At 62.2% G+C, this 19,107-nt stretch carries 17 protein-coding genes and 1 tRNA gene; 1 reads left to right on the top strand and 17 read right to left on the bottom strand.

The genetic code is table 11. The annotated features are described in order from the left end of the window. From alr to rnr, 8 genes are all read right to left on the bottom strand, one after another. The gene (gene alr / locus J2T55_RS02000; RefSeq protein ID WP_259053921.1) at positions 1 to 1,080 is read right to left on the bottom strand and encodes an alanine racemase; all 1,080 of its coding nucleotides are present in this window, start codon (positions 1,078 to 1,080) and stop codon (positions 1 to 3) included. Beyond that, positions 1,077 to 3,524 (bottom strand): replicative DNA helicase, encoded by a 2,448-nt coding sequence (gene dnaB / locus J2T55_RS01995; protein ID WP_259053920.1) that lies wholly within the window; start codon positions 3,522 to 3,524, stop codon positions 1,077 to 1,079. Before dnaB ends, alr begins: the two co-directional genes overlap by 4 nt. Positions 3,525 to 3,624: 100 nt before the next feature. Then, a complete protein-coding gene (gene rplI, locus J2T55_RS01990) occupies positions 3,625 to 4,077 on the bottom strand; it encodes a 50S ribosomal protein L9 (RefSeq protein WP_259053919.1) in 453 nt (150 codons plus the stop codon). 69 nt (positions 4,078 to 4,146) lie between these two features. Then, positions 4,147 to 5,091 (bottom strand): YybS family protein, encoded by a 945-nt coding sequence (locus tag J2T55_RS01985; RefSeq protein WP_259053918.1) that lies wholly within the window; start codon positions 5,089 to 5,091, stop codon positions 4,147 to 4,149. Positions 5,092 to 5,128: 37 nt separating this feature from the next. Next, positions 5,129 to 5,353, bottom strand: coding sequence for a 30S ribosomal protein S18 (gene rpsR / locus J2T55_RS01980; protein WP_259053917.1), 225 nt, complete (start codon positions 5,351 to 5,353; stop codon positions 5,129 to 5,131). Positions 5,354 to 5,396: 43 nt separating this feature from the next. Then, on the bottom strand, positions 5,397 to 5,855 hold the full coding sequence (rpsF, locus tag J2T55_RS01975; RefSeq protein ID WP_259053916.1) for a 30S ribosomal protein S6: 459 nt from the start codon (positions 5,853 to 5,855) through the stop codon (positions 5,397 to 5,399). 190 nt (positions 5,856 to 6,045) lie between these two features. Then, positions 6,046 to 6,783 (bottom strand): 23S rRNA (guanosine(2251)-2'-O)-methyltransferase RlmB, encoded by a 738-nt coding sequence (gene rlmB, locus J2T55_RS01970; RefSeq protein WP_259053984.1) that lies wholly within the window; start codon positions 6,781 to 6,783, stop codon positions 6,046 to 6,048. Positions 6,784 to 6,804: 21 nt separating this feature from the next. Beyond that, positions 6,805 to 9,117: a ribonuclease R gene (gene rnr, locus J2T55_RS01965; RefSeq protein ID WP_259053914.1), complete on the bottom strand. Its 2,313-nt coding sequence runs from the start codon at positions 9,115 to 9,117 to the stop codon at positions 6,805 to 6,807. A gap of 160 nt (positions 9,118 to 9,277) precedes the next feature. On the opposite strand from rnr, the gene J2T55_RS01960 reads away from it, so the two are divergent. Beyond that, a tRNA-Leu gene (locus J2T55_RS01960) sits at positions 9,278 to 9,364 on the top strand. 198 nt (positions 9,365 to 9,562) lie between these two features. Here the strand turns inward: J2T55_RS01960 and J2T55_RS01955 are convergent. The 9 genes from J2T55_RS01955 to mutL all read right to left on the bottom strand — a co-directional run bounded on the left by J2T55_RS01955 (position 9,563) and on the right by mutL (position 18,779). Then, the gene (locus tag J2T55_RS01955; RefSeq protein WP_259053912.1) at positions 9,563 to 10,855 is read right to left on the bottom strand and encodes an adenylosuccinate synthase; all 1,293 of its coding nucleotides are present in this window, start codon (positions 10,853 to 10,855) and stop codon (positions 9,563 to 9,565) included. 63 nt (positions 10,856 to 10,918) lie between these two features. Next, entirely contained in the window at positions 10,919 to 12,100 is a 1,182-nt protein-coding gene (locus J2T55_RS01950) for an ATP phosphoribosyltransferase regulatory subunit (RefSeq protein WP_259053911.1), read from the bottom strand. A gap of 3 nt (positions 12,101 to 12,103) precedes the next feature. Next, positions 12,104 to 12,289, bottom strand: a complete 186-nt coding sequence (locus J2T55_RS01945) for a DUF2065 domain-containing protein (RefSeq protein ID WP_259053910.1) — start codon at positions 12,287 to 12,289, stop codon at positions 12,104 to 12,106. Between the two features lie 71 nt (positions 12,290 to 12,360). Further along, positions 12,361 to 13,230, bottom strand: a complete 870-nt coding sequence (hflC, locus tag J2T55_RS01940; protein ID WP_259053909.1) for a protease modulator HflC — start codon at positions 13,228 to 13,230, stop codon at positions 12,361 to 12,363. A gap of 2 nt (positions 13,231 to 13,232) precedes the next feature. Beyond that, positions 13,233 to 14,417 carry an FtsH protease activity modulator HflK gene (gene hflK / locus J2T55_RS01935; protein WP_259053908.1) on the bottom strand — a complete coding sequence of 395 codons (1,185 nt, stop codon included), beginning with the start codon at positions 14,415 to 14,417 and terminating at the stop codon, positions 13,233 to 13,235. 101 nt (positions 14,418 to 14,518) lie between these two features. Further along, positions 14,519 to 15,778, bottom strand: coding sequence for a ribosome rescue GTPase HflX (gene hflX, locus J2T55_RS01930; protein WP_259053907.1), 1,260 nt, complete (start codon positions 15,776 to 15,778; stop codon positions 14,519 to 14,521). Positions 15,779 to 15,825: 47 nt separating this feature from the next. Beyond that, complete coding sequence (gene hfq, locus J2T55_RS01925; protein ID WP_259053906.1) at positions 15,826 to 16,068, bottom strand: RNA chaperone Hfq; 243 nt, start codon at positions 16,066 to 16,068, stop codon at positions 15,826 to 15,828. Between the two features lie 108 nt (positions 16,069 to 16,176). Next, entirely contained in the window at positions 16,177 to 17,121 is a 945-nt protein-coding gene (gene miaA / locus J2T55_RS01920; protein WP_259053905.1) for a tRNA (adenosine(37)-N6)-dimethylallyltransferase MiaA, read from the bottom strand. After that, positions 17,118 to 18,779 carry a DNA mismatch repair endonuclease MutL gene (mutL, locus tag J2T55_RS01915; protein ID WP_259053904.1) on the bottom strand — a complete coding sequence of 554 codons (1,662 nt, stop codon included), beginning with the start codon at positions 18,777 to 18,779 and terminating at the stop codon, positions 17,118 to 17,120. The genes miaA and mutL overlap by 4 nt, the downstream gene beginning before the upstream one ends. Between the last annotated feature and the right edge of the window lie 328 nt (positions 18,780 to 19,107).

The following is a 19,107-nucleotide window of genomic DNA, read 5'->3' as shown; positions in this document are numbered from 1 at the left end:
CTAGCCCTGTTCGTGGAAACGCGTGCGCTTGCGATCGCCACACAGCAGTTCGTAGGGAATGGTACCGGCGCAGTCGGCGATCTCCTCGACCGGCAGACCGTCGCCCCAGAGCACGACCGGGTCGCCGACCTGTGCCGTCGGCGCATTGCGCAGATCCACCGCCAGCATGTCCATGGAGGCGACGCCGATCATGGCCGCGCGCTGGCCGTTGACCAGGATCGGCGTGCCGGAGCGGGCGTGGCGTGGATAACCGTCGCCGTAGCCGGCGGCGATAATACCGACCGGCATGTCCTCGGGGCACGTCCAGGTGGCGCCGTAACCGACCGTGTCGCCCTTGTGCAGGCGCTTGACTGAAATCAGCTGCGAGGCGAAGGTCATCACCGGCTGCAGGCCCTCATCGAGACTCGGTCGTTGAACATTCGGTGACACGCCGTAGAGCAACAGGCCGGGCCGCACCCAGTCGCCATGGCTATCCGGCCAGTCGAGAATTGCGGCCGAATTGGCGATACTGCGCTCGGCAACCATGCCGGCGGTGCAATCGGCAAACGTCTGCAGCTGGCGCGTGGTCAGCGCGTCACCGGGCTCATTGGCCGACGCCAGATGGGTCATTAGGCGGATGTCGCGGCTGACCGCCGCATAGCCGAGCAGTTGCTCGCGCGCCGCGGCCACCTCCGCGGGCGGAAAACCCAGACGGTGCATGCCGGTGTCGATCTTCAGCCAGGTGCGCAGCGCGTGATCACGGCCGGCCGCCGCCAGCATGGGAAACTGCTGTGGATGATGGATGACGATTTCCAGGTCGAGTTGCTGGATGGCGGGCAGCTCGTCGGCACTGAACGGCCCCTCCAGCAGGACGATAGGCTGGCGAATGCCGGCGTCACGCAGCTGCCGTGCTTCCTCCAGGCAGGCAACGCCGAACGCGTCCGCCTGCGCCAGTCGCCGGGCAATGCGGCCGATGCCGTGACCGTAGGCGTCGGCCTTGACCACCGCCATAATCTTCTGGCGCGGCGCCAGCTGGCGGACACGCTGGAAATTCGACTCGAGGGCGGCAAGGTTGATAACAACACTGGCCGGTCGGCTCATCCATAATCCCCGGTGGAAAAGCGACTGTCGTCGATATAGTTTTCAAAGCGCGTGTACTGGCCGCGAAAAGCGAGAAAGCATTCGCCGATGGGTCCGTTACGCTGCTTGGAAATGATGATCTCGGCCTTGCCCTTGTCCTGGCTGTCCTCGTTGTAGACCTCGTCGCGATAGATAAAGACGATAACGTCAGCGTCCTGCTCGATGGCACCGGATTCACGCAAATCCGACATGCGCGGCCGCTTGTTGTCGCGCTGTTCCAGCGACCGGTTCAGCTGCGACAGCGCGATGACCGGCACGTTGAGTTCCTTGGCCAGTGACTTCAGGCCGCGCGAAATGGCGGACAGCTCGGTGGCACGGTTCTCACTGTTTTCCGGCATCTGCATGAGCTGCAGGTAGTCGACGATCACCATATCAAGACCATGCTCGCGCTTGATGCGCCGGCAGCGCGAGCGTACCTCGGACGGCGTCAGGCCACCGGCGTCGTCGATGAACATCTTGCGGTTCTGCATCATGGTCAGCGTCGCCGTCAGCCGCGGCCAGTCGTCCTCGCCGATGTTGCCGGTTCGGATCTTCTGCTGATCGATACGCGATAACGAACCGAGCATACGCATGGCCAGCTGTTCACCCGGCATTTCCATGCTGAAAATCGCCACCGACTTCTCGCCCTTGATGGCGACATGCTCGGCGATGTTGATGGCGAAGGCGGTATTGTGGGTGACCACGTAATCGTCGGTGATATACAGATTGTCGGGGTGTGTCACCGAAATGCACTGGGCCGGCGCCTTTCTGACCCATTCAACGGATTTGATGACCGGCATGCGCTGCCGCTTTATCTTCGGAATGACGCGATCCTGCTTAGCCGGCAGGGTGAACAGATCGCGCGGCCTGGAATAATGAATATTGACGACCCAGGCATCACGCCCGGTTCTGCGCTCGCCCTTGTAAGTGTAACGGTTCTGGCGCACCCGTTTGGTTGCCCAGCCACCGAGCGAACGCGCCAGTTCCACGACATCATCCGCGAGCTGCCGGCTCACCGTGGCAAAACGGATACTGCCCCATGCTTCTATCCAGCCGTCGGTATCCAGCAAACCGCGCAATAATGCCAGCCGGGTGCTCTTGTCGGCATTCTTGTAGCATTCGGGTACGAACTTGGATTCAGCCCCGGTTTCCCAGAGCGACAGGGATTTCAGCGCCTCCATCAAGAGGTTGGGTGAAACACCCTGCTGGCCGACCCGGTGTGCGCCGCCGGATTGCACCACGCGATAGTCATAACCGCCCGCTGCCCGTAGCTGATAGCCTGCGCCGAGAGATTCGGCAAAAGTGTCGAGCAATTCCTGGCTCGCACTTGAAAAGCGGACCGCAGAGCCTTTCAAATTACCATCGCCCAGCAACAGGCCGAGCACCCAGGGTTCGACTGGCAGCGACCGACTCGCACCGAAATCACCTGAACAGTGATCGATCCATAGGCGATCCTGGTAGCGCTTGCGCGTCAGAAGTTCACTAATTTTGGCGGTGGAAATGGTGCGCGCTTTATCCCACAAGCGGTGATGAACTTTCCACAGGTGTTCATCACAGACTTCGGTACTGCGGCCGTCTGAAAAAGTGATCCGATAGATATCCCTGGTGCCCTGGGGAAATACGCCTGCGACCCGCGAGGGCCGGCCATCGACGGAGGCAAGCCGATCGCCCATGCGCAGATCACCCATGGTCTTCCAGCCATCCTGTGTACGGATTTTCGCATCCAGCGGCTGGGCCTTGCCCATGGACGGCCTACCGGCGACGATGACCAGGTCGGACTTCTGCAGGCCGGCGGTCATCTCGTCGAAGTCCTTGTAGCCGGTTTCGATGCCGGTGATGTGGCTGTTGCTGCGGTAGAGTTCGTCGACCTTGTCCAGCGCCGCCGTCAGCAGCGTGGTGATCGAGCGGTAGTTGCGCCGGCCGCGGCTTTCCTGCTCGGCAATGCGAAAGACGCTGCTCTCGGCAAAATCCAGCACCTGCTCGCTGGTGCGGCCTTCGGGATTCAGGCCGGCGCCGGCAATGTCGTAGCCGGTGTCGATGACCTGGCGCAGCACCGAGCTCTCGCGCACGATGCCGGCGTAACTCTTGACGTTGGCGGCGCTGGGGATGTTCTCGGCCAGCGCGGCAAGGTAATCGTGGCCGCCGGCCTCGTTCAGCAGGCCGGACTTGTCCAGCCACTCCGACAGGGTGATGACGTCACACGGCCGGCCCTCGTTGATGAGGCTGCCGATGGCGCGAAAGATGAGGCGGTGATCCTTGCGGTAGAAATCCTCCTCACTCAGCTGTTCGGAGATTTCGTCCCAGGCGCGGTTGTCGAGCAGCAGGCCGCCGAGTACCGACTGTTCGGCGGGTACCGAATGCGGCGGCACCTTGAATGACTGGTGTGACCGGTCCTTGGTGATATCCGAGGTGGCGGGACTGGTCATCGGCCCTACTGGTCCTCCAGGTACGAACGGCGTTCGCGCTATTGCGGATGTACAACCGCCGGGCCCGGGCCCGGCGGGTTACAGACAGACGGGATGCCGCTCAGGCGGCGTCCTCGGCGACCACGACAACCGTGATCGTGCATTCGACATCGGCGTGCAGACTGACGTGCAGCTCGTACTCGCCAATAGCCCGAATCGGCTCCGGCATATGCAGCTCGTGCTTCTCCAGCTCGGCACCGGCGGCTTCGGCGGCCTCGACGATGTCGGCGGTAGCCACGGAGCCGTACAGCTTGCCTTCCTCGGCGGCCTTGCGCGGGAGCGTCAGCTTCAGACCGTTGATTTTCCCGGCACGCGCCTGGGCCGCAGCCAGCTGTTCGGCCTGGGCCTTTTCCAGCTCGGCACGGCGGGCCTCGAACTTGGCCACGTTATCGGGCGTGGCCGGCACGGCCTTGCCCTGCGGGATCAGGTAGTTGCGACCGTAGCCCGGCTTGACCTTGACCTGGTCGCCGAGGCTGCCCAGGTTATGAATCTTTTCCTGCAGTATGACTTCCATTACGCCACCTCAATCTCTCAATGTTTCTATGATACTTAATCACGGCGGGCCGCAACAGCGACCAACGCCTCATTCATTCCTGCTGTCGTCATTGCTGTCCCGATCCGTGCCGGCATCCTTCTCCGGCCCGATGCTGCGGCCGCGCCGCAGCCAGGCATCGGCAAACCCGACGCTGGCCAGAAACAGGATGAACTGCGGCAACAGCACCAGCAGCGCATACATGAACCACAGCCAGTGCGTCGCCCAGCCGCGCACTTTCACCAGCAGATGCACCAGCGCCAGACCCTGGAACAGGAACGCGGTCAGCGTGACGAACACCAGATCGCGCAGCCAGCCGGCGAATGCCCCCTCCAGCAGGACGGCGCCGGCGAGTGCCGCCACGGTCACTGTGACCAGCCAGCGCGGCAACACCAGGGCGCGAAATTCGGCACCGAAACCGCCCGGGTTGTAGAGCACCGCCTGCAGCCAGCGCGCGATCAGCACCGCCAGCGTCAGGCTGAACACCAGCCCGGCGGCCACCATGCCGTTGACGTACGGCATAATGCCTTCCAGCACCTGGCCGGTTGACAGCTCCGGCTGATTCTCCAGCAGCTGCTCCAGCTGTGGCTGTAATCGCTCGCGCCACCAGGCGGTCACATCGCCGGCCAGCAGGTGCAGCAGGCCGGCGTAGGCGGCCGCCACGCCGGCGGCGGCAAGAACCAGCGCACTCTGCGACTCGTAGCGGCGCAACTGGTAGGCACAAAACGCCACCGGTAGCCAGATTCCGAGCAGCAAACCCAGCGCCAGCGCGGCGGGCAGGCCGAACAGCAACAACGCCAGCGCCAGAACGACCAGTGACCCGAGCATGACCTGCAAACCGGCCAGCGGGCCGGCGCGCAGGCTGACCAACGCCACCGGTACACCGCTGACAATATAGGCCAGTGGCGGCACCACCAGCGACAGCAGTCCGAACGCCGTGGTCACGGCGATCGCCTGCGGCCTGCCACTCAGTATATAGCCGGCGAGCGCACGCATTGCCGTTCAGGTTCGGCCGCAGTCGCTGCGCCGTAACTCAGTGCGAGTCGCTGTACGGCAGTAACGCCAGGTAGCGTGCGCGCTTGATGGCGGTCGACAACTGACGCTGATACTTGGCCGCCGTACCGGAGATGCGACTGGGCACGATCTTGCCGGTTTCGGTGATGTAGTTCTTCAGCGTATTGATGTCCTTGTAATCAATTTCCTTGACGCCTTCGGCGGTGAAGCGGCAAAAGCGTTTGCGACGGAAATAACGGCTCATGATTTATCCCTCTCTAAGGTGAATACTGTGTGCTGACCGGCTTTCAGACTTCGTCGGTGGTCGTGGCTTCAGCGGCCGGCTCGTCGGCGCCGTCGGCGTCCTCATCGGCTTCAACGGGCGGAACCGACGCGCGGCTGTCGTCATCATCGTCGCGTTCGCGCCGCTCGTCGGACTCTTCCTCGTCCTTGCTCTTCATGAGCGGCGACGGTTCGGTAACGGCCTCGTCCTTCTTGACCACGAGGTTGCGAATAACGGCATCGTTGAAACGGAAGGCACTGGTCAGTTCATCCAGCGATTCGCCGTTGCACTCGACGTTCATCAGCACGTAGTGGGCTTTGTGAACCTTGTTGATGGGATAGGCCAGCTGGCGCCGGCCCCAGTCTTCGAGGCGATGAATCTTGCCCTCTTTGGCCTCGATCATGCTGCGATAGCGCTCGATCATGGCCGGCACTTGTTCGCTCTGGTCCGGATGGACCATGAAGATAATTTCGTAATGACGCATTAGTCGTTCCTCTCGGTTTGACAGCCACCCGCAAGCGGCGGTGTGGCAAGGTACTGGGGAAAACGCACAATTCTAGGGAAATCGGCGGGTTAAAGCAACTTTCGTCGCACGGCAAAGCGGACATCCGGCCCGGGCGGGCCTCCCGCCGGGAACCTTTTGTTCCCCTCTATCGAATAATCCGTGCGCCGGGCTACCCGCCGCGCTGGCGCAATGCCTCGAACAGGCAAATGCCGGTAGCCACCGACACGTTGAGGCTGTCGATGGCGCCGGCCATGGGAATATTGGCGAGATAATCGCAGTGTTCGCGTGTCAGCCGCCGCAGGCCGCGGCCTTCGGCGCCCATGACCAGTGCCAGCGGCCGGTCCAGGTCGATCGCGTGGATGCTGTCGCTGGCCTCGGCGCTCAGCCCAACCAGCCAGACACCGGCGTCTTTCATATCCGCGAGCGTGCGCCCGAGGTTGGTCACCCGCAGTAGCGGCACGATCTCGGCACCGCCGCTGGCGACCTTGCGCACGGTCTGGTTAATCCCCACCGCGCGGTCTTTGGGGATGATCACCGCGGTGGCCCCGGCGGCGGCGGCGCTGCGCAGGCAGGCGCCGAGATTGTGTGGATCCTGTACGCCGTCGAGCACCAGAAACAGTGGCTGCGCGCTGGTGGTCAGCAGTTCATCCAGACCCAGCGGGTCCTGGGCCGGTCGCCGACTGCGCAGCACGATGCCCTGATGCACCGCGTTGCCACTGAGCTTGTCCAGGGTTACGGCGTTGGCGCGATGTACGGCCACGCCGTACTCACGCAGCTGCGCGAGCAGTGATTTCAGCGATTCACTCTGTTGCGACTCCTGTACCCAGGCCTCGAGTATCTGCTCAGGTGCGCGTTCGAGCAGATGGTGCACGGCATGAATGCCATAGACCAGATCATGCTTTGCCATCATTCCCCCAGCTAACGCGACTCAGGCGTCGGCGTCCGGTTTCTTGCCCGTACGCTTGCGTTTGCGCCGCCGACGCTTCTTTTTCTTTTTTTCCGTCTTGTCGTCCTGATTCTGAGCGGGCTTCGCGGCCTTGCCGGCGTCACCTTCCTTCTGCGGGCTGTCGGCCAGTTCCAGATCGATCTTGCGCTCGTCGACGTCCACCCGCATGACCCGGACGCGCACACGATCGGCCAGCCGGTAAGTGCGGCCGCTGCGTTCACCGGTCAACTGATGGGCCACCGGGTCGAAGTGATAATAGTCGTTGCGCAGTGCAGTGACATGCACCAGGCCTTCGGTATAAACATCGGCCATCTCGACGAAGATGCCAAAGTTGGTCACGCCGGTAATGATCGCGTCGAATGCCTCGCCGATGCGATCGCGCATGAATTCACACTTATAGCGCAGGATGGCATCACGCGTGGCCTCGTCGGCACGGCGCTCGGTCATCGAGCAGTGATCGCCGAGCGTCTGCATGTCGTCCCAGCCGTAATCGAAATCGCCGGCCGGCTTGCCGGCGAGCGCATGGCGGATACCGCGGTGAACCAGCAGGTCCGGGTAGCGCCGGATCGGCGATGTAAAATGGGCGTAGACCGGGAAGTTGAGGCCGAAATGACCGAGGTTTTCCGGCGAGTACACCGCCATCGGCATACTGCGCAACAACACGGTCTCGATGGTGTGGGCGTTCTCGCGGCCCTGGATCTGCTCAATCACACGGGCGTAGTCGCTGGCGTCCGGGTTGTCGCCGCCGCCCAGCGTGATGCCCATTTCACCGAGCAGCTTGCGCAGGTCCTCAAGCTTTTCTTCCTTCGGTGTGTCATGCACGCGGTACAGCGTCGGAATCTTCTGTTCCGTCAGAAATTCGCCGGTAGCAACATTCGCCGCCAGCATGAATTCCTCGATAATGCGATGGGCATCGTTGCGCTCGATGACGATGACATCGTCGACATGACCATCCTCGTTGAACACCAGCTTGGTCTCGGTACTGGCAAACTCGAGCAGACCGTGATGCTCGCGGCGAGCATGCATAAGCTGGTAAAGCGCGTACAGGTTTTCCAGGTGTGGGATCACGTCCTGCTTGGCGGGCGGCAGACTGCGCGGTTCACCCGCCAGCACGCTGCCGACCTCGCTGTAGGTCAGCCGTGCCGCCGAACGCATCACCGCCGGGTAGAAGCGCTTGCCCGTAACCTCGCCGCGGCTGTCGACCTGCATCTCGCAGGCCATGCACAGGCGTTCGACCTCGGGCTTGAGCGAGCAGATCTCGTTCGACAGCACCTCCGGCAGCATCGGGATCACCTGGCCCGGGAAATACACCGAGTTGCCGCGCTGACGTGCCTCGTTATCGAGCGCACTGTCCGGCTTGACGTAATGCGAGACATCGGCAATACACACCCACAGCCGCCAACCGTCACCATCGCGTTCACAGTACACCGCGTCGTCGAAGTCGCGTGCATCCTCGCCGTCGATCGTCACCAGCGGCTTGGCGCGCAAATCCTCGCGCCCGGCGTACTCCTGCTCGCTGACCTTGTCCGGTACTTTGGCGGCTTCGCGTTCGACCGCGGCGGGCCACTCGTGCGGCAGGCTGAAAGCATGGATCGCCACTTCAACCGCCATGCCGGGCGCCAGATGGTCGCCCAGTACCTTGACGATTTTACCCAGCGGCTGGCGCTTCTTTTCCGGCTGCGCCGTGATTTCGGCAACGACGAACTGGCCGTGGTCCGCGTCGGCCGTGTGTTCCGGCGGGATGAGAATGTCCTGGTTGATGCGCCGGTTATCGGGCGAGACAAAACCGATACCGTGCTCATGGAAATAGCGGCCTACGATCTTCTGGTTGGCCCGTTCCAGCACTTCGACCAGCGCGCCCAGGCGCCGGCCGCGCCGATCGATGCCGGCGACACTGGCCAGTATCCGGTCGCCGTGCAGCAGCGTGCGCATCTCGCGCGGCGACATGTACAGATCCTCGCCGCCCTGATCCGGCACCAGAAAACCGAAGCCGTCGGGATGGCCGATAATGCGGCCACGGATCAAATCCATCTTGTCGGCCAGACCCACCTGGTCGCGGCGGTTGCGCAGGATGATGCCCTGCGCCACGAGTTCGCCCAGCGTCTGTTCCAGCTGCTGGCGCTGTTTGTCGGAATCCAGTTCCAGGTCCGCAGCCAGGCGGTCGATGGCGCGCGGCTTACCCGCTTCGCGCAAGTAGTCGAGTACCCGCTGCTGACTTTCCAACGACAGCGACCGGGTTTCCCGACGCCCGTCTGAACCCTGTTGTGGCGCTTTCTTTTTCTTACGCGTTGACATTAATCAAGAGCCTATGTAATCTCCGCCGCTTGTTGGACAGGCCGCTTGCCGGCCGATGCCGACAAGCCCGAAATAGCAGTGCGCAGTATGCCTGACTGATGGCAATATGGCATTGATGTTTCGGCAAAGCGGTGCTGTTTTAACCGCTTTTTCCAGATTGGCCGAGGTGGCGGAATTGGTAGACGCGCTAGCTTCAGGTGCTAGTGGGGGAAACCCCGTGGAGGTTCAAGTCCTCTCCTCGGCACCAATTTTTTAAACACGCCCTTTGCAGTTCGCTGGCCTGTTTCTGCCTGTCAGCAGCCTTCAATAGTATTCATCATCACGAGCTGTCCCGACCAGAGTCTGGTTTTGCTCGCCCGCTTGCCGATTCTACTTGCGCCGTCGCACGGCTATTACATGGTCAGCGTTTCTGCGTCGGTCCTGTCAACCGGCAGATATTGCAGACTCACTCGAACGGGTGCCGCTGAATGATGGTCTCGCCACGATCCGGACCGGTGGAGACGATATCGATCGGCGTGCCGACGATCGCTTCGATGCGTTCCAGGTAGGCGCGCGCGTTGGCCGGCAGTTCCTTGTAGCGTTTCACCCCGACGGTGGATTCCTGCCAGCCGGGCATCTCCTCGTAGACCGGTTCACAATCGGCCAGCGCATCGGCGCCGACCGGCGGCGTCTGCCGCTGCTGACCATTGCAATCGTAACCGGTACAGATCTGGATCGACTCCAGGCCATCGAGTACGTCGAGCTTGGTAATACACAGCCCGGAGACGCTGTTGATGTCTACCGAGCGTTTCAGCGACACGGCATCGAACCAGCCACAACGTCGTGCCCGGCCGGTCGTGGCACCGAACTCGTGACCGCGGCGCGCCAGGTGCTCACCCATGTCATCGAACAGTTCGGTCGGGAATGGTCCGGAACCGACGCGTGTGGTGTACGCCTTGGTAATGCCGAGTACGTAATCGAACTCGCGCAGTCCCATGCCGGTACCGGTCGCCGCACCCCCGGCGGTGGTGTTCGACGAGGTCACGTAGGGATAGGTGCCATGATCGATATCCAGCAGCGCACCCTGCGCACCTTCGTACAATACGTTGTCTCCGGACTGGCGCAGGCGATGCAGGATATCGGTAACATCATCGATCATCGGCATGATCTCTTCAGCTTGCTGCAGGCATTCATCAAGAATGGCCTGGAAGTCCAGCGGTTCGCTCTTGTAGTAGTACTGCAGCATGAAATTATGGATATCCAGAACCTCGCCGAGCTGCGCGGCAAAGCGTTCGCGATGCATGAGGTCGCCAACGCGCAGTGCGCGGCGCGCGCTCTTGTCCTCGTAGGCCGGGCCGATACCGCGACCGGTCGTACCGATCGCCGCCTTGCCGCGGGCCTTTTCACGGGCGTGGTCCAGGGCCACGTGATACGGCAATATCAACGGACAGGCTTCGCTGATGCGTAACTGCTGGCGCGCCGGCACGCCGCTGGCTTCCAGCATGCGCAATTCCTCAAGCAGTGCCGACGGACTTAACACGACGCCGTTGCCGATCAGGCACTGCACGCCATCGCGCAGGATGCCGGATGGAATCAGGTGCAGAACTGTTTTCTTGCCATCGATAACCACGGTGTGGCCGGCATTGTGCCCGCCCTGAAAGCGCACAACGGCTGCCGTACGATCGGTCAGCAGATCGACCAGTTTGCCCTTGCCTTCATCCCCCCACTGCGTACCGACGACGACGACATTCTTGCCCATGCTAGTGCCTGTCCAATGACCCGTTATTTATTGACTGGAAAATGAGTATTCAGGCCAACGCCGTCAGGCGCTGACGATTTGCCACTGACCGTCGCGCTCGACGATGCAGCGATCGCAACCGAGTTCGGCCAGCGTGGCCTCGGTGCCCGGCAACTGCACGACGACCCGCTCGCCCTGCGCGCGCAGATCCGCGACCAGCGCCTGCAGCGCGGCATCCGTCGACCAGGGCGCCGCGATGCCGGGTGACAACCGTACCGCCGTGTCGTGCAGGGCCAGTAAACGTTTGAGATCGACACTGAAGCCGGTCGCCGGCCGGGCGCGGCCAAAGGCCTTGCCGATATCATCATAGCGACCACCATAGGCGACGCCGACGCCCTCCCCCTGCAGGTAGGCGGCGAACATCAGGCCGGTATGATAGTGATAACCACGCAATTCGGCCGGATCGACATAGAAATTCACGTCCGGGTAACGGCTGCCGACGATTTCGATCAACCGCTCAAGCTCATCAATGGCCGCCGTCACCGCCGCGCCACCTGCAGCCATCGCCTGACGGGCCTGCTGCAGAACCTCTGCATCGCCGTTCATCTCGATCAACGCGCGCATGGCAATAGCCTGATCGCCGTCGATCTGCCAGCTGGCAATCAATTCATCCAGTTCAGCCGCCGCCTTGCGTTGCAGTACATCGAACAATACAGCCGTTTGATCGTCATCAAGGCCGGCCGCGGCAACGATGGCGCGGACGATACCCATATGACCGAGATCCACGTACACCTGTTGCTGGCCGACCAGCTTCAGGGTCTCCAGCATCAGGCACAGCACTTCGGCGTCGCTCTCGACACCGCTATGACCGTACAGCTCGGCACCGACCTGCAGCGGACAGCGACTGTCACCGGTGCCCATCGGCCGGGTATGCACCACAGTGCCCAGGTAACACAGCCGTGTCGGTATCTCGCGCTTGAGTTTGTGCGCATCGATGCGCGCCACCTGTGGCGTGGTGTCGGCACGCAGTCCCATGAGCCTGCCGGTCAGCTGGTCGGTCAGCTTGAACGTCTGGATATCGAGATCGCTACCGGTGCCGGTCAGCAACGAATCGAGAAACTCGATGAGCGGAGGTATAACCAGTTCATAGCCCCAGGTGGCGTACAGATCGATGACCTCACGGCACAGCTGTTCCAGCGCCGCGGCACGCGGCGGCAGAACCTCGTCAACCCCTTCGGGCAGTAACCAGCGATCGCGCAGGGTCATGGATCAGTGCACCAGATAGAGCAGAGCCGTTCCGAGAATCATACTACCCAGGCCGATGACGCGCAGGGTTGCATCGTCGAGCTGGGATGCCTGAAGCATCGCCCTGCGGAAACCCGCAGGGCTGAGAAAGGGCATGATGCCTTCAATCACACAAACCAGTGCCAGCGCGGTTATGAGTTCTATCCACATGGCGTCATCGTGTGCTCTTGCACTTCAGCATCCACCGTCATGCACACGGCCCGTTTCTGCGACTGGCTGGGCTATTGTGGTTGCGGCGTATTGAAGTAGCGGAACAGTTCACTGTCCGGCTTCAACAACAATATACTGTTCTCACCGTCAAAGCCTTCGCGATAGACGCCCAGGCTACGGTAGAAGTTATAGAACTCGCTGTCGCGATTATAGGCGTTGGCATATATCTCGGCGGCCTGTGCATCACCTTCACCGCGGACGACCTCGGCATCACGATAGGCCCTGGCCAGAATGACCTCACGCTCGCGATCAGCATTGGCCTGAATACGCTCGGCGGCCTCGGCACCGCGGGCACGAAAATCCTTGGCCACGCGTTCACGTTCGGCACGCATACGTTCATAAACCGAGGCACTGACATTCTCGGGCAGATCGATACGCATGGTGCGTACATCAAGCACATCGATACCCAGATCATCAGTCAAAGTATCGAGCCGATCCTGTACCAGATTCATGACCATGCCGCGTTCACTGGCCACAACTTCCTGCACCGTGCGATCGGCGAATTCTTCACGCAGGGCACCGTTGATCTTCTGCGACAGCAACAGCTCGGCACGCATCATGTCACCACGTGTCGAGGTATAGAAGCTGTCCAGGTTCTCAATGCGCCACTTGACGTAGTAGTCGACGATCACGTCCTTTTTTTCGCTGGTCAGGAAACGCTGCGGATCCTGGTCCAGATTAAGAACACGCGTATCGAATTTCTGTACGGTATTGACCATCGGGATCATGAAATGCAGGCCCGGACCAAGGTCCGTACGCTCGATCTCACGGAATTTGAAGACGATCGCCTTTTCCCACTGGTCGACCTTGAAGGCCGAGAAATAGACGATGATCAGTAGCACGATAACCGGCAGGGCCAGTCGCTGGATCCAGGTAGTCATAATCAGCGTGCCTCCCGGCTACGATCGTTGTAACGCGATGACGATCCCTGACGGTTTTGGGATGGTGGCATCGCCGGCAATGATTGCGTCGGCGCCATGGCCCCGGACTCGCCACTGTCACTCTGCTTGTTCTGCTTGCGCGATTCCTGCATCAGCTTGTCGATCGGCAGATAGGTCAGGTTGCTGCCCCCGTCGGTATCCATGAGTATCTTACTGTTGCGATCAAGGACATATTGCATGGTATCGAGATACAGGCGCTGGCGGGTCACCTCCGGCGACTGCTGGTATTCATCCAGCAACAATGTAAAGCGGTCGGCCTGACCCTCGGCGCGGGCAATCACCCGTTCCTTGTAGCCCATCGCCTCTTCCGTCAGGCGTGCGGCCGCACCGCGGGCGCGCGGAATAATCTCGTTACGATAGGCCTCGGCCTTGTTGATCTGGCGCTGCTCGTCCTCACGTGCCTTGATGGCGTCGTCGAAGGCATCTTTCACCGCTTCCGGCGGTTTCACCGTCTGCAGGTCCACACTGGTAATCAGAATGCCGGTGTTGTACTCGTTCAGAACGCTTTGTATGCGTTCTTTCTGTTCACTTTCAATCTGGCTGCGCCCCTCGGTGAGCACGAAGTCGAGCTTGTTGCGGCCTACGATCTCACGGATCGCGCTTTCCACGACCTGGCGCAGCGTCGCATCCGGTGCCGACACTTCAAACAGGTAGTTGGTCGGATCGTCGATGCGCCACTGCACCGCGGCTTCGACACTGATGATGTTCTCATCCTGGGTCAGCATGGAAGCTTCATGGCTGACCGTGTTCGTCTGCCCCGTATTCACCTTCAAGACACGTTCAAACGGCCGCGGCATACGCATGCTCAGGCCCGGCTGCAGGGTTGTCTGGTACTCACCAAAGCGCAACACCACACCGCGCTGTTGCTGGTCGATGACATAGAACATGTCATAGGCCAGCCAGATAACGAGCAGCACGACCAGACCCAGCCACAGCAACGGATTGCCGCTGGCATTATTGCCACCGCCGCCCACCGGCGGACGCTGACCGAACAGCCCGCTCAGGCGCTGCTGTAATTTGCGGACAACCTCGTCCAGATCCGGTGGGCCGTCGCCGTTATTGCGACCGCCGCGATTACCCCAGGGATCCTTCGGACCTTGCCCGCCTGATGGTTCATTCCAACCCATGCGGTTTTGATTCTCCAGTGTGGCTGAATTTGAATTTGGTGCCAGACAAACAGCCTTCGATCTTACGGACTGCGTCGTGCAGCTGCAACTTGCAACCGCGTTTATTGCAGCATGCCCGGATCGATGCCGTCAGTATGCATGAGTTTGTGCAGCTGGCGGCTGTCGAGGTCGACTTTCAGCAACCAGCCGCCGTCGTCGGACGTCTGCTCCTCGCGCACCGCGCCGAGTTCGAACAGTTCGGCCCGCAGTTTACCCGCCGTCGGCGGCAAATGCAGTTCGTGGCGCTCGGCATTGCCGCGCACGTGACGGTCAAGCACCTCGTGCAACAGGCCCATGCCGCTACCATTTTGCGCCGACAGCCAGATGCTGAAGCGCTGATTGCCGGCATCGTAGTCCATGCGCGGCGCCAGGTCTTCCTGATCGATCTTGTTGTAAATGAGGATCTGTGGAATGTGGCCGGCGCCGATTTCACTCAATACGCTGTTGACCTGCTCAATGCGCGCTTCGCGTTCGGCATCGTTGCTGTCGACCACATGCAGCAGCACATCCGACTGTCGCGTTTCCTCCAGCGTGGCGCGGAACGCGGCGATCAGATCGTGCGGGATATGGCGGATGAAGCCGACCGTGTCGCTGAGTACCACGGCCCGGCCGCTGGCCAGCTCGCAGCGGCGAATGGTCGGGTCGAGCGTGGCAAACAGTTTGTTTGCCGCGTAGACACCGGCCCCGGTCAGGTGGTTAAACAGCGTCGACTTGCCGGCGTTGGTATAGCCGATCAGCGACATCACCGGCGTGCTGGATTCACGCCGTTGTTTACCGCTTTGCTCGCGCTGGCCGCGCACCTTGTCGAGACGGCCATGGATCGCCTTGATACGCTGGCCGATCAAGCGGCGGTCGGTCTCGAGCTGCGTTTCGCCCGGTCCGCGCAGCCCGATACCGCCCTTTTGCCGCTCGAGGTGGGTCCAGCCGCGGATCAACCGGGTCGACAGGTGCTGTAACTGTGCCAGCTCGACCTGCAGCTTGCCTTCATAGGTGCGTGCCCGCTGGGCGAAGATATCGAGAATCAGGCCGCTGCGATCCAGCACCCGGCATTGCAGGAACTGTTCGAGATTGCGTTCCTGGGCCGGCGACAGATCGTGGTTGAATATAGCCAAAGGCGCATTGTTGCGCTGCACACAGTCGCGAATTTCCTCGGCCTTGCCGGTGCCGACGAAATAACGCGCGTCAGGGCTGTCGCGACTACCGGTGATGATGTCCATGACATCGACACCGGCCGACTCCGACAGCAGTACGAACTCGTCCAGGGCTTCTTTGAAATCCGGGTCGCGGAAGTTGATGTGAATCAGTACGGCGTGTGATTCCATTCACTTACCATACTGGCTGCAATCGGCCGACGGCGGCACGAACGTTTTCAATCCTCGCCGTTGTCTTCATCGGCACGCGGCAGTTTGACGGCCCGCGCGGGTACGATGGTCGAAATGGCATGCTTGTAAACCAGTTGACTGACCGTGTTTTTAAGCAGAATGACAAACTGATCGAATGACTCCACCTGCCCCTGTAACTTTATGCCGTTGACCAGATAAATCGACACCGGCGTCCGATCCTTGCGCAAAGCATTCAAAAAAGGGTCCTGCAGGGAATGCCCCTTACTCATCGTTGTTCTCCTTGAATTATTGTCGGTGCGGCCCGCGCCGCCCGCCTGAGGGGGTCTTGTTATGCTCGTAGTCTAGCAATTGATACCTCAGATTATATTACAGTCTCATCAGGCCCGCAGTTCCGCCTGCAGATCGTCCTGCAACCGTTCCGCCAGGCCAGCTTCAGTGCTGTCATACCAGCGCGCATCGCGCTCGGCCCGGAACCACGTGAGCTGACGTTTTGCCAATTGACGCGTTGCAGCAACAGCATGCGTTATCATTTCCTGATAATCAAGCTGCCCGGCCAGGTAACGCCACACCTGGCGATAACCTACCATGCGCATCGAGGCCATGCCGTGATGCAGATCACCGCGCCTGTACAGCGCCTCGACCTCGCTCACCAGACCGGCCGCTAGCATGGCCTCGAAGCGGGTTGCCGCGCGCGTGCGTAACACCTGCCGATCGGCCGGTGCCACCACGCGTTTGATAAGCCGATAGGGCGGGGGTTCAGTGGCCGCCGCGGCCCACAATGAACTCAGCGGCTGGCCGCTGAGTTCATAGACTTCCAAGGCCCGCTGCAGGCGTTGCGGATCATTCGGGTGAATACGCCCGGCACTGGCCGGATCGACCTCGGCGAGCCGGGCGTGCAGCGCCTGCCAGCCATGTTCGCGGGCCTCGCGCTGGAGGCGCTGGCGGATGCTGTGGCTGGCGCCGGGCAACGCCGCCAGACCCTCGGCAAATGCACGAAAATACAGCCCGGTACCGCCAACCAGCAGCGGAATGCGGCCGCACGCATGGATGGCATCGACCTCGCGCCGGGCATCTTCCCGGAAACGCGCCGCCGAATAGCTCTCGGCCGGATCGCAGATGTCGATCAGACGGTGCGGCGCCCGCGCCCGGGTCGCCGCGTCGGGCTTGGCCGTGCCAATGTCCATGCTGCGGTAGACCATGGCCGAATCGACGCTGACGATGTCGCACGGCAATGCCTGCACCAGCGCCACGGCCAGCTCGGTCTTGCCGGCTGCGGTCGGCCCCATCAGGCAGACCACCGGCAGCTGCCCGACTGTAGTCATGACTGCCGCATCCAGGCGGCCAGCTGCGCCGCCTCCAGTTCACGCCAGGGCGGCATTGTCTCGAGACCTTGCCCGGCGTGTGCGGCCTGCAGTCGCTGCAGCAGCTGGGCCGGCGGCTCGGCCGTCAGCACCTGCTCGAACTCGGCGCCCGCATGTTGCGCCAGGCAGTCGAACAACGCCGGCTGCCAGTCGCTGCCGGGCAACGCCGCCAGCCGTGCCAGCAGTGCCGATAGCAAGACCGGCGTCGCCACCGGCAACTGCTTCGGCAGCGCCCGCAGCGCGACCCGGTTCGGCGCGGTCAACTCCAGGCGAATCGCCAGCGCCGCCAGCGACGTCTGCCACGCTTCCACCAGCGCGACCTGGTCGCGGTCTAGATCGCGTGTCTGCGGCAGCAGCAACGGCCGCTCATCAAAGTTGTCCGCGCGCCACGCCTGCTGCAGTTCCAGCCTCGTCAGCTGCTCGATGGCCGCGCGGGCATCGACGACCAGCAGGCCCGTCGCCGAGCGGGCCAGCAGGTACTGGCCGATCCGGTCCAGGTAGGCGGCCGTCGACGGCCCGTTGTCGGCGGCCGGTGTGTACGCGGGTGCCGCCGTCTCGGCCAGTTGTGCCGGTTGCGTGGCCGGCGTGCGGCGGTCGGCCGCAGCCGCATCGGGCTGTTCCGCCGGCACGGCATCAGCCAGCGCCTGGCGCAACGCACTGTAGAGAAAGTCATGCACGTCACGGGCGGCGCGGAAACGCACCTCATGCTTGGTGGGGTGGACATTGACGTCAAAATCGCCCGCATCCATCGTCAGGTACAGCAGCAACGGCGCATGGCGCCCGGCGCCCAAATCCTCGCTGTAGGCCAGCCGCAGGGCATGATTCAGGCGGCGGTCGCGGATCAGGCGACCGTTCAGAAACAGATACTGACGATCGGCCTGGCTGCGCGCCGTTGCCGGTTGCCCGGCGATGCCACTCAGCTGCAGGCCGCGATCGGCCACGTCGACGCGGCAGGCACGGGCGGCAAAACCACGACCGAACACGGTCGCCACGCGCTCCAGCAGGTCGGCGCCGGCGCTGATACTGAAAACCGTACGGCCATTGTGGCTGAGCTTCAGGCCGAGATCGCTGCGCGCCAGGCTGAACGCCTTGATCAGTTCGAGAATGTGGAGAAACTCGGTCTGCTCGGCGCGCAGAAACTTGCGCCGTGCCGGCACATTGAAAAACAGATCGCGAACCTCGATGGTCGTGCCGGCCGGATGGGCCGCCGGCGCCGGCGCCGGCAATACGGCACCGGGTTCGGCGCTGATTTCGCAGGCGCGTACACCCGACTGGCCGGATATCAGCCGCAGCCGCGCACAGGCGGCAATGCTGGCGAGCGCCTCGCCGCGAAAACCGAGACTGCGGATCGCCGCGAGATCCGCTACCGCGCGCAATTTGCTGGTGCTGTGCGGGGCCAATGCCAGCGCCAGATCGTCGGCATGAATACCGGCACCATTGTCGCGTACGCGGATCAGGCGCGTGCCGGCGGCCTCGATATCGACCTGGATGCGACTGGCACCGGCGTCGAGACTGTTTTCCAGCAGCTCCTTGACCACCGAGGCGGGACGTTCTATCACCTCGCCGGCCGCGATCTGGCAGGCCAGCTGCTGCGGCAACGTCTGGATACGACTGCTCATTTTGCCTCCCTGCCGAGAGCGAGCACGCGACCACCGAGCTGATGAGGTTCTAAGCTCGGCCGTCCTGGCCTCGCTAACAACCCCCGCCATGACCTTCCCTGGTCGTGGCGTGACGCGCGTCGCCGCGCGTCACCCTCGCCGGCCGCGATCTGGCAGGCCAGCTGCTGCGGTAACGTCTGGATACGACTGCTCATTTTGCCTCCCTGCCGAGAGCGAGCACGCGACCACCGAGCTGATGAGGTTCTAAGCCCCGCCACGACCGTGCGGACCGCGGCAGAAGCGGGAGATAGAAAACGGGCGTGGCGCAGCACCCGGACAGGGACAGAAA

The organism is Methylohalomonas lacus, from assembly GCF_024808875.1.
Classification (GTDB): Bacteria; Pseudomonadota; Gammaproteobacteria; order Methylohalomonadales; family Methylohalomonadaceae; genus Methylohalomonas; species Methylohalomonas lacus.
The sequence above is the reverse complement of the archived record's forward strand: the minus strand, read 5'-3'. Positions and strand labels throughout refer to the sequence as shown.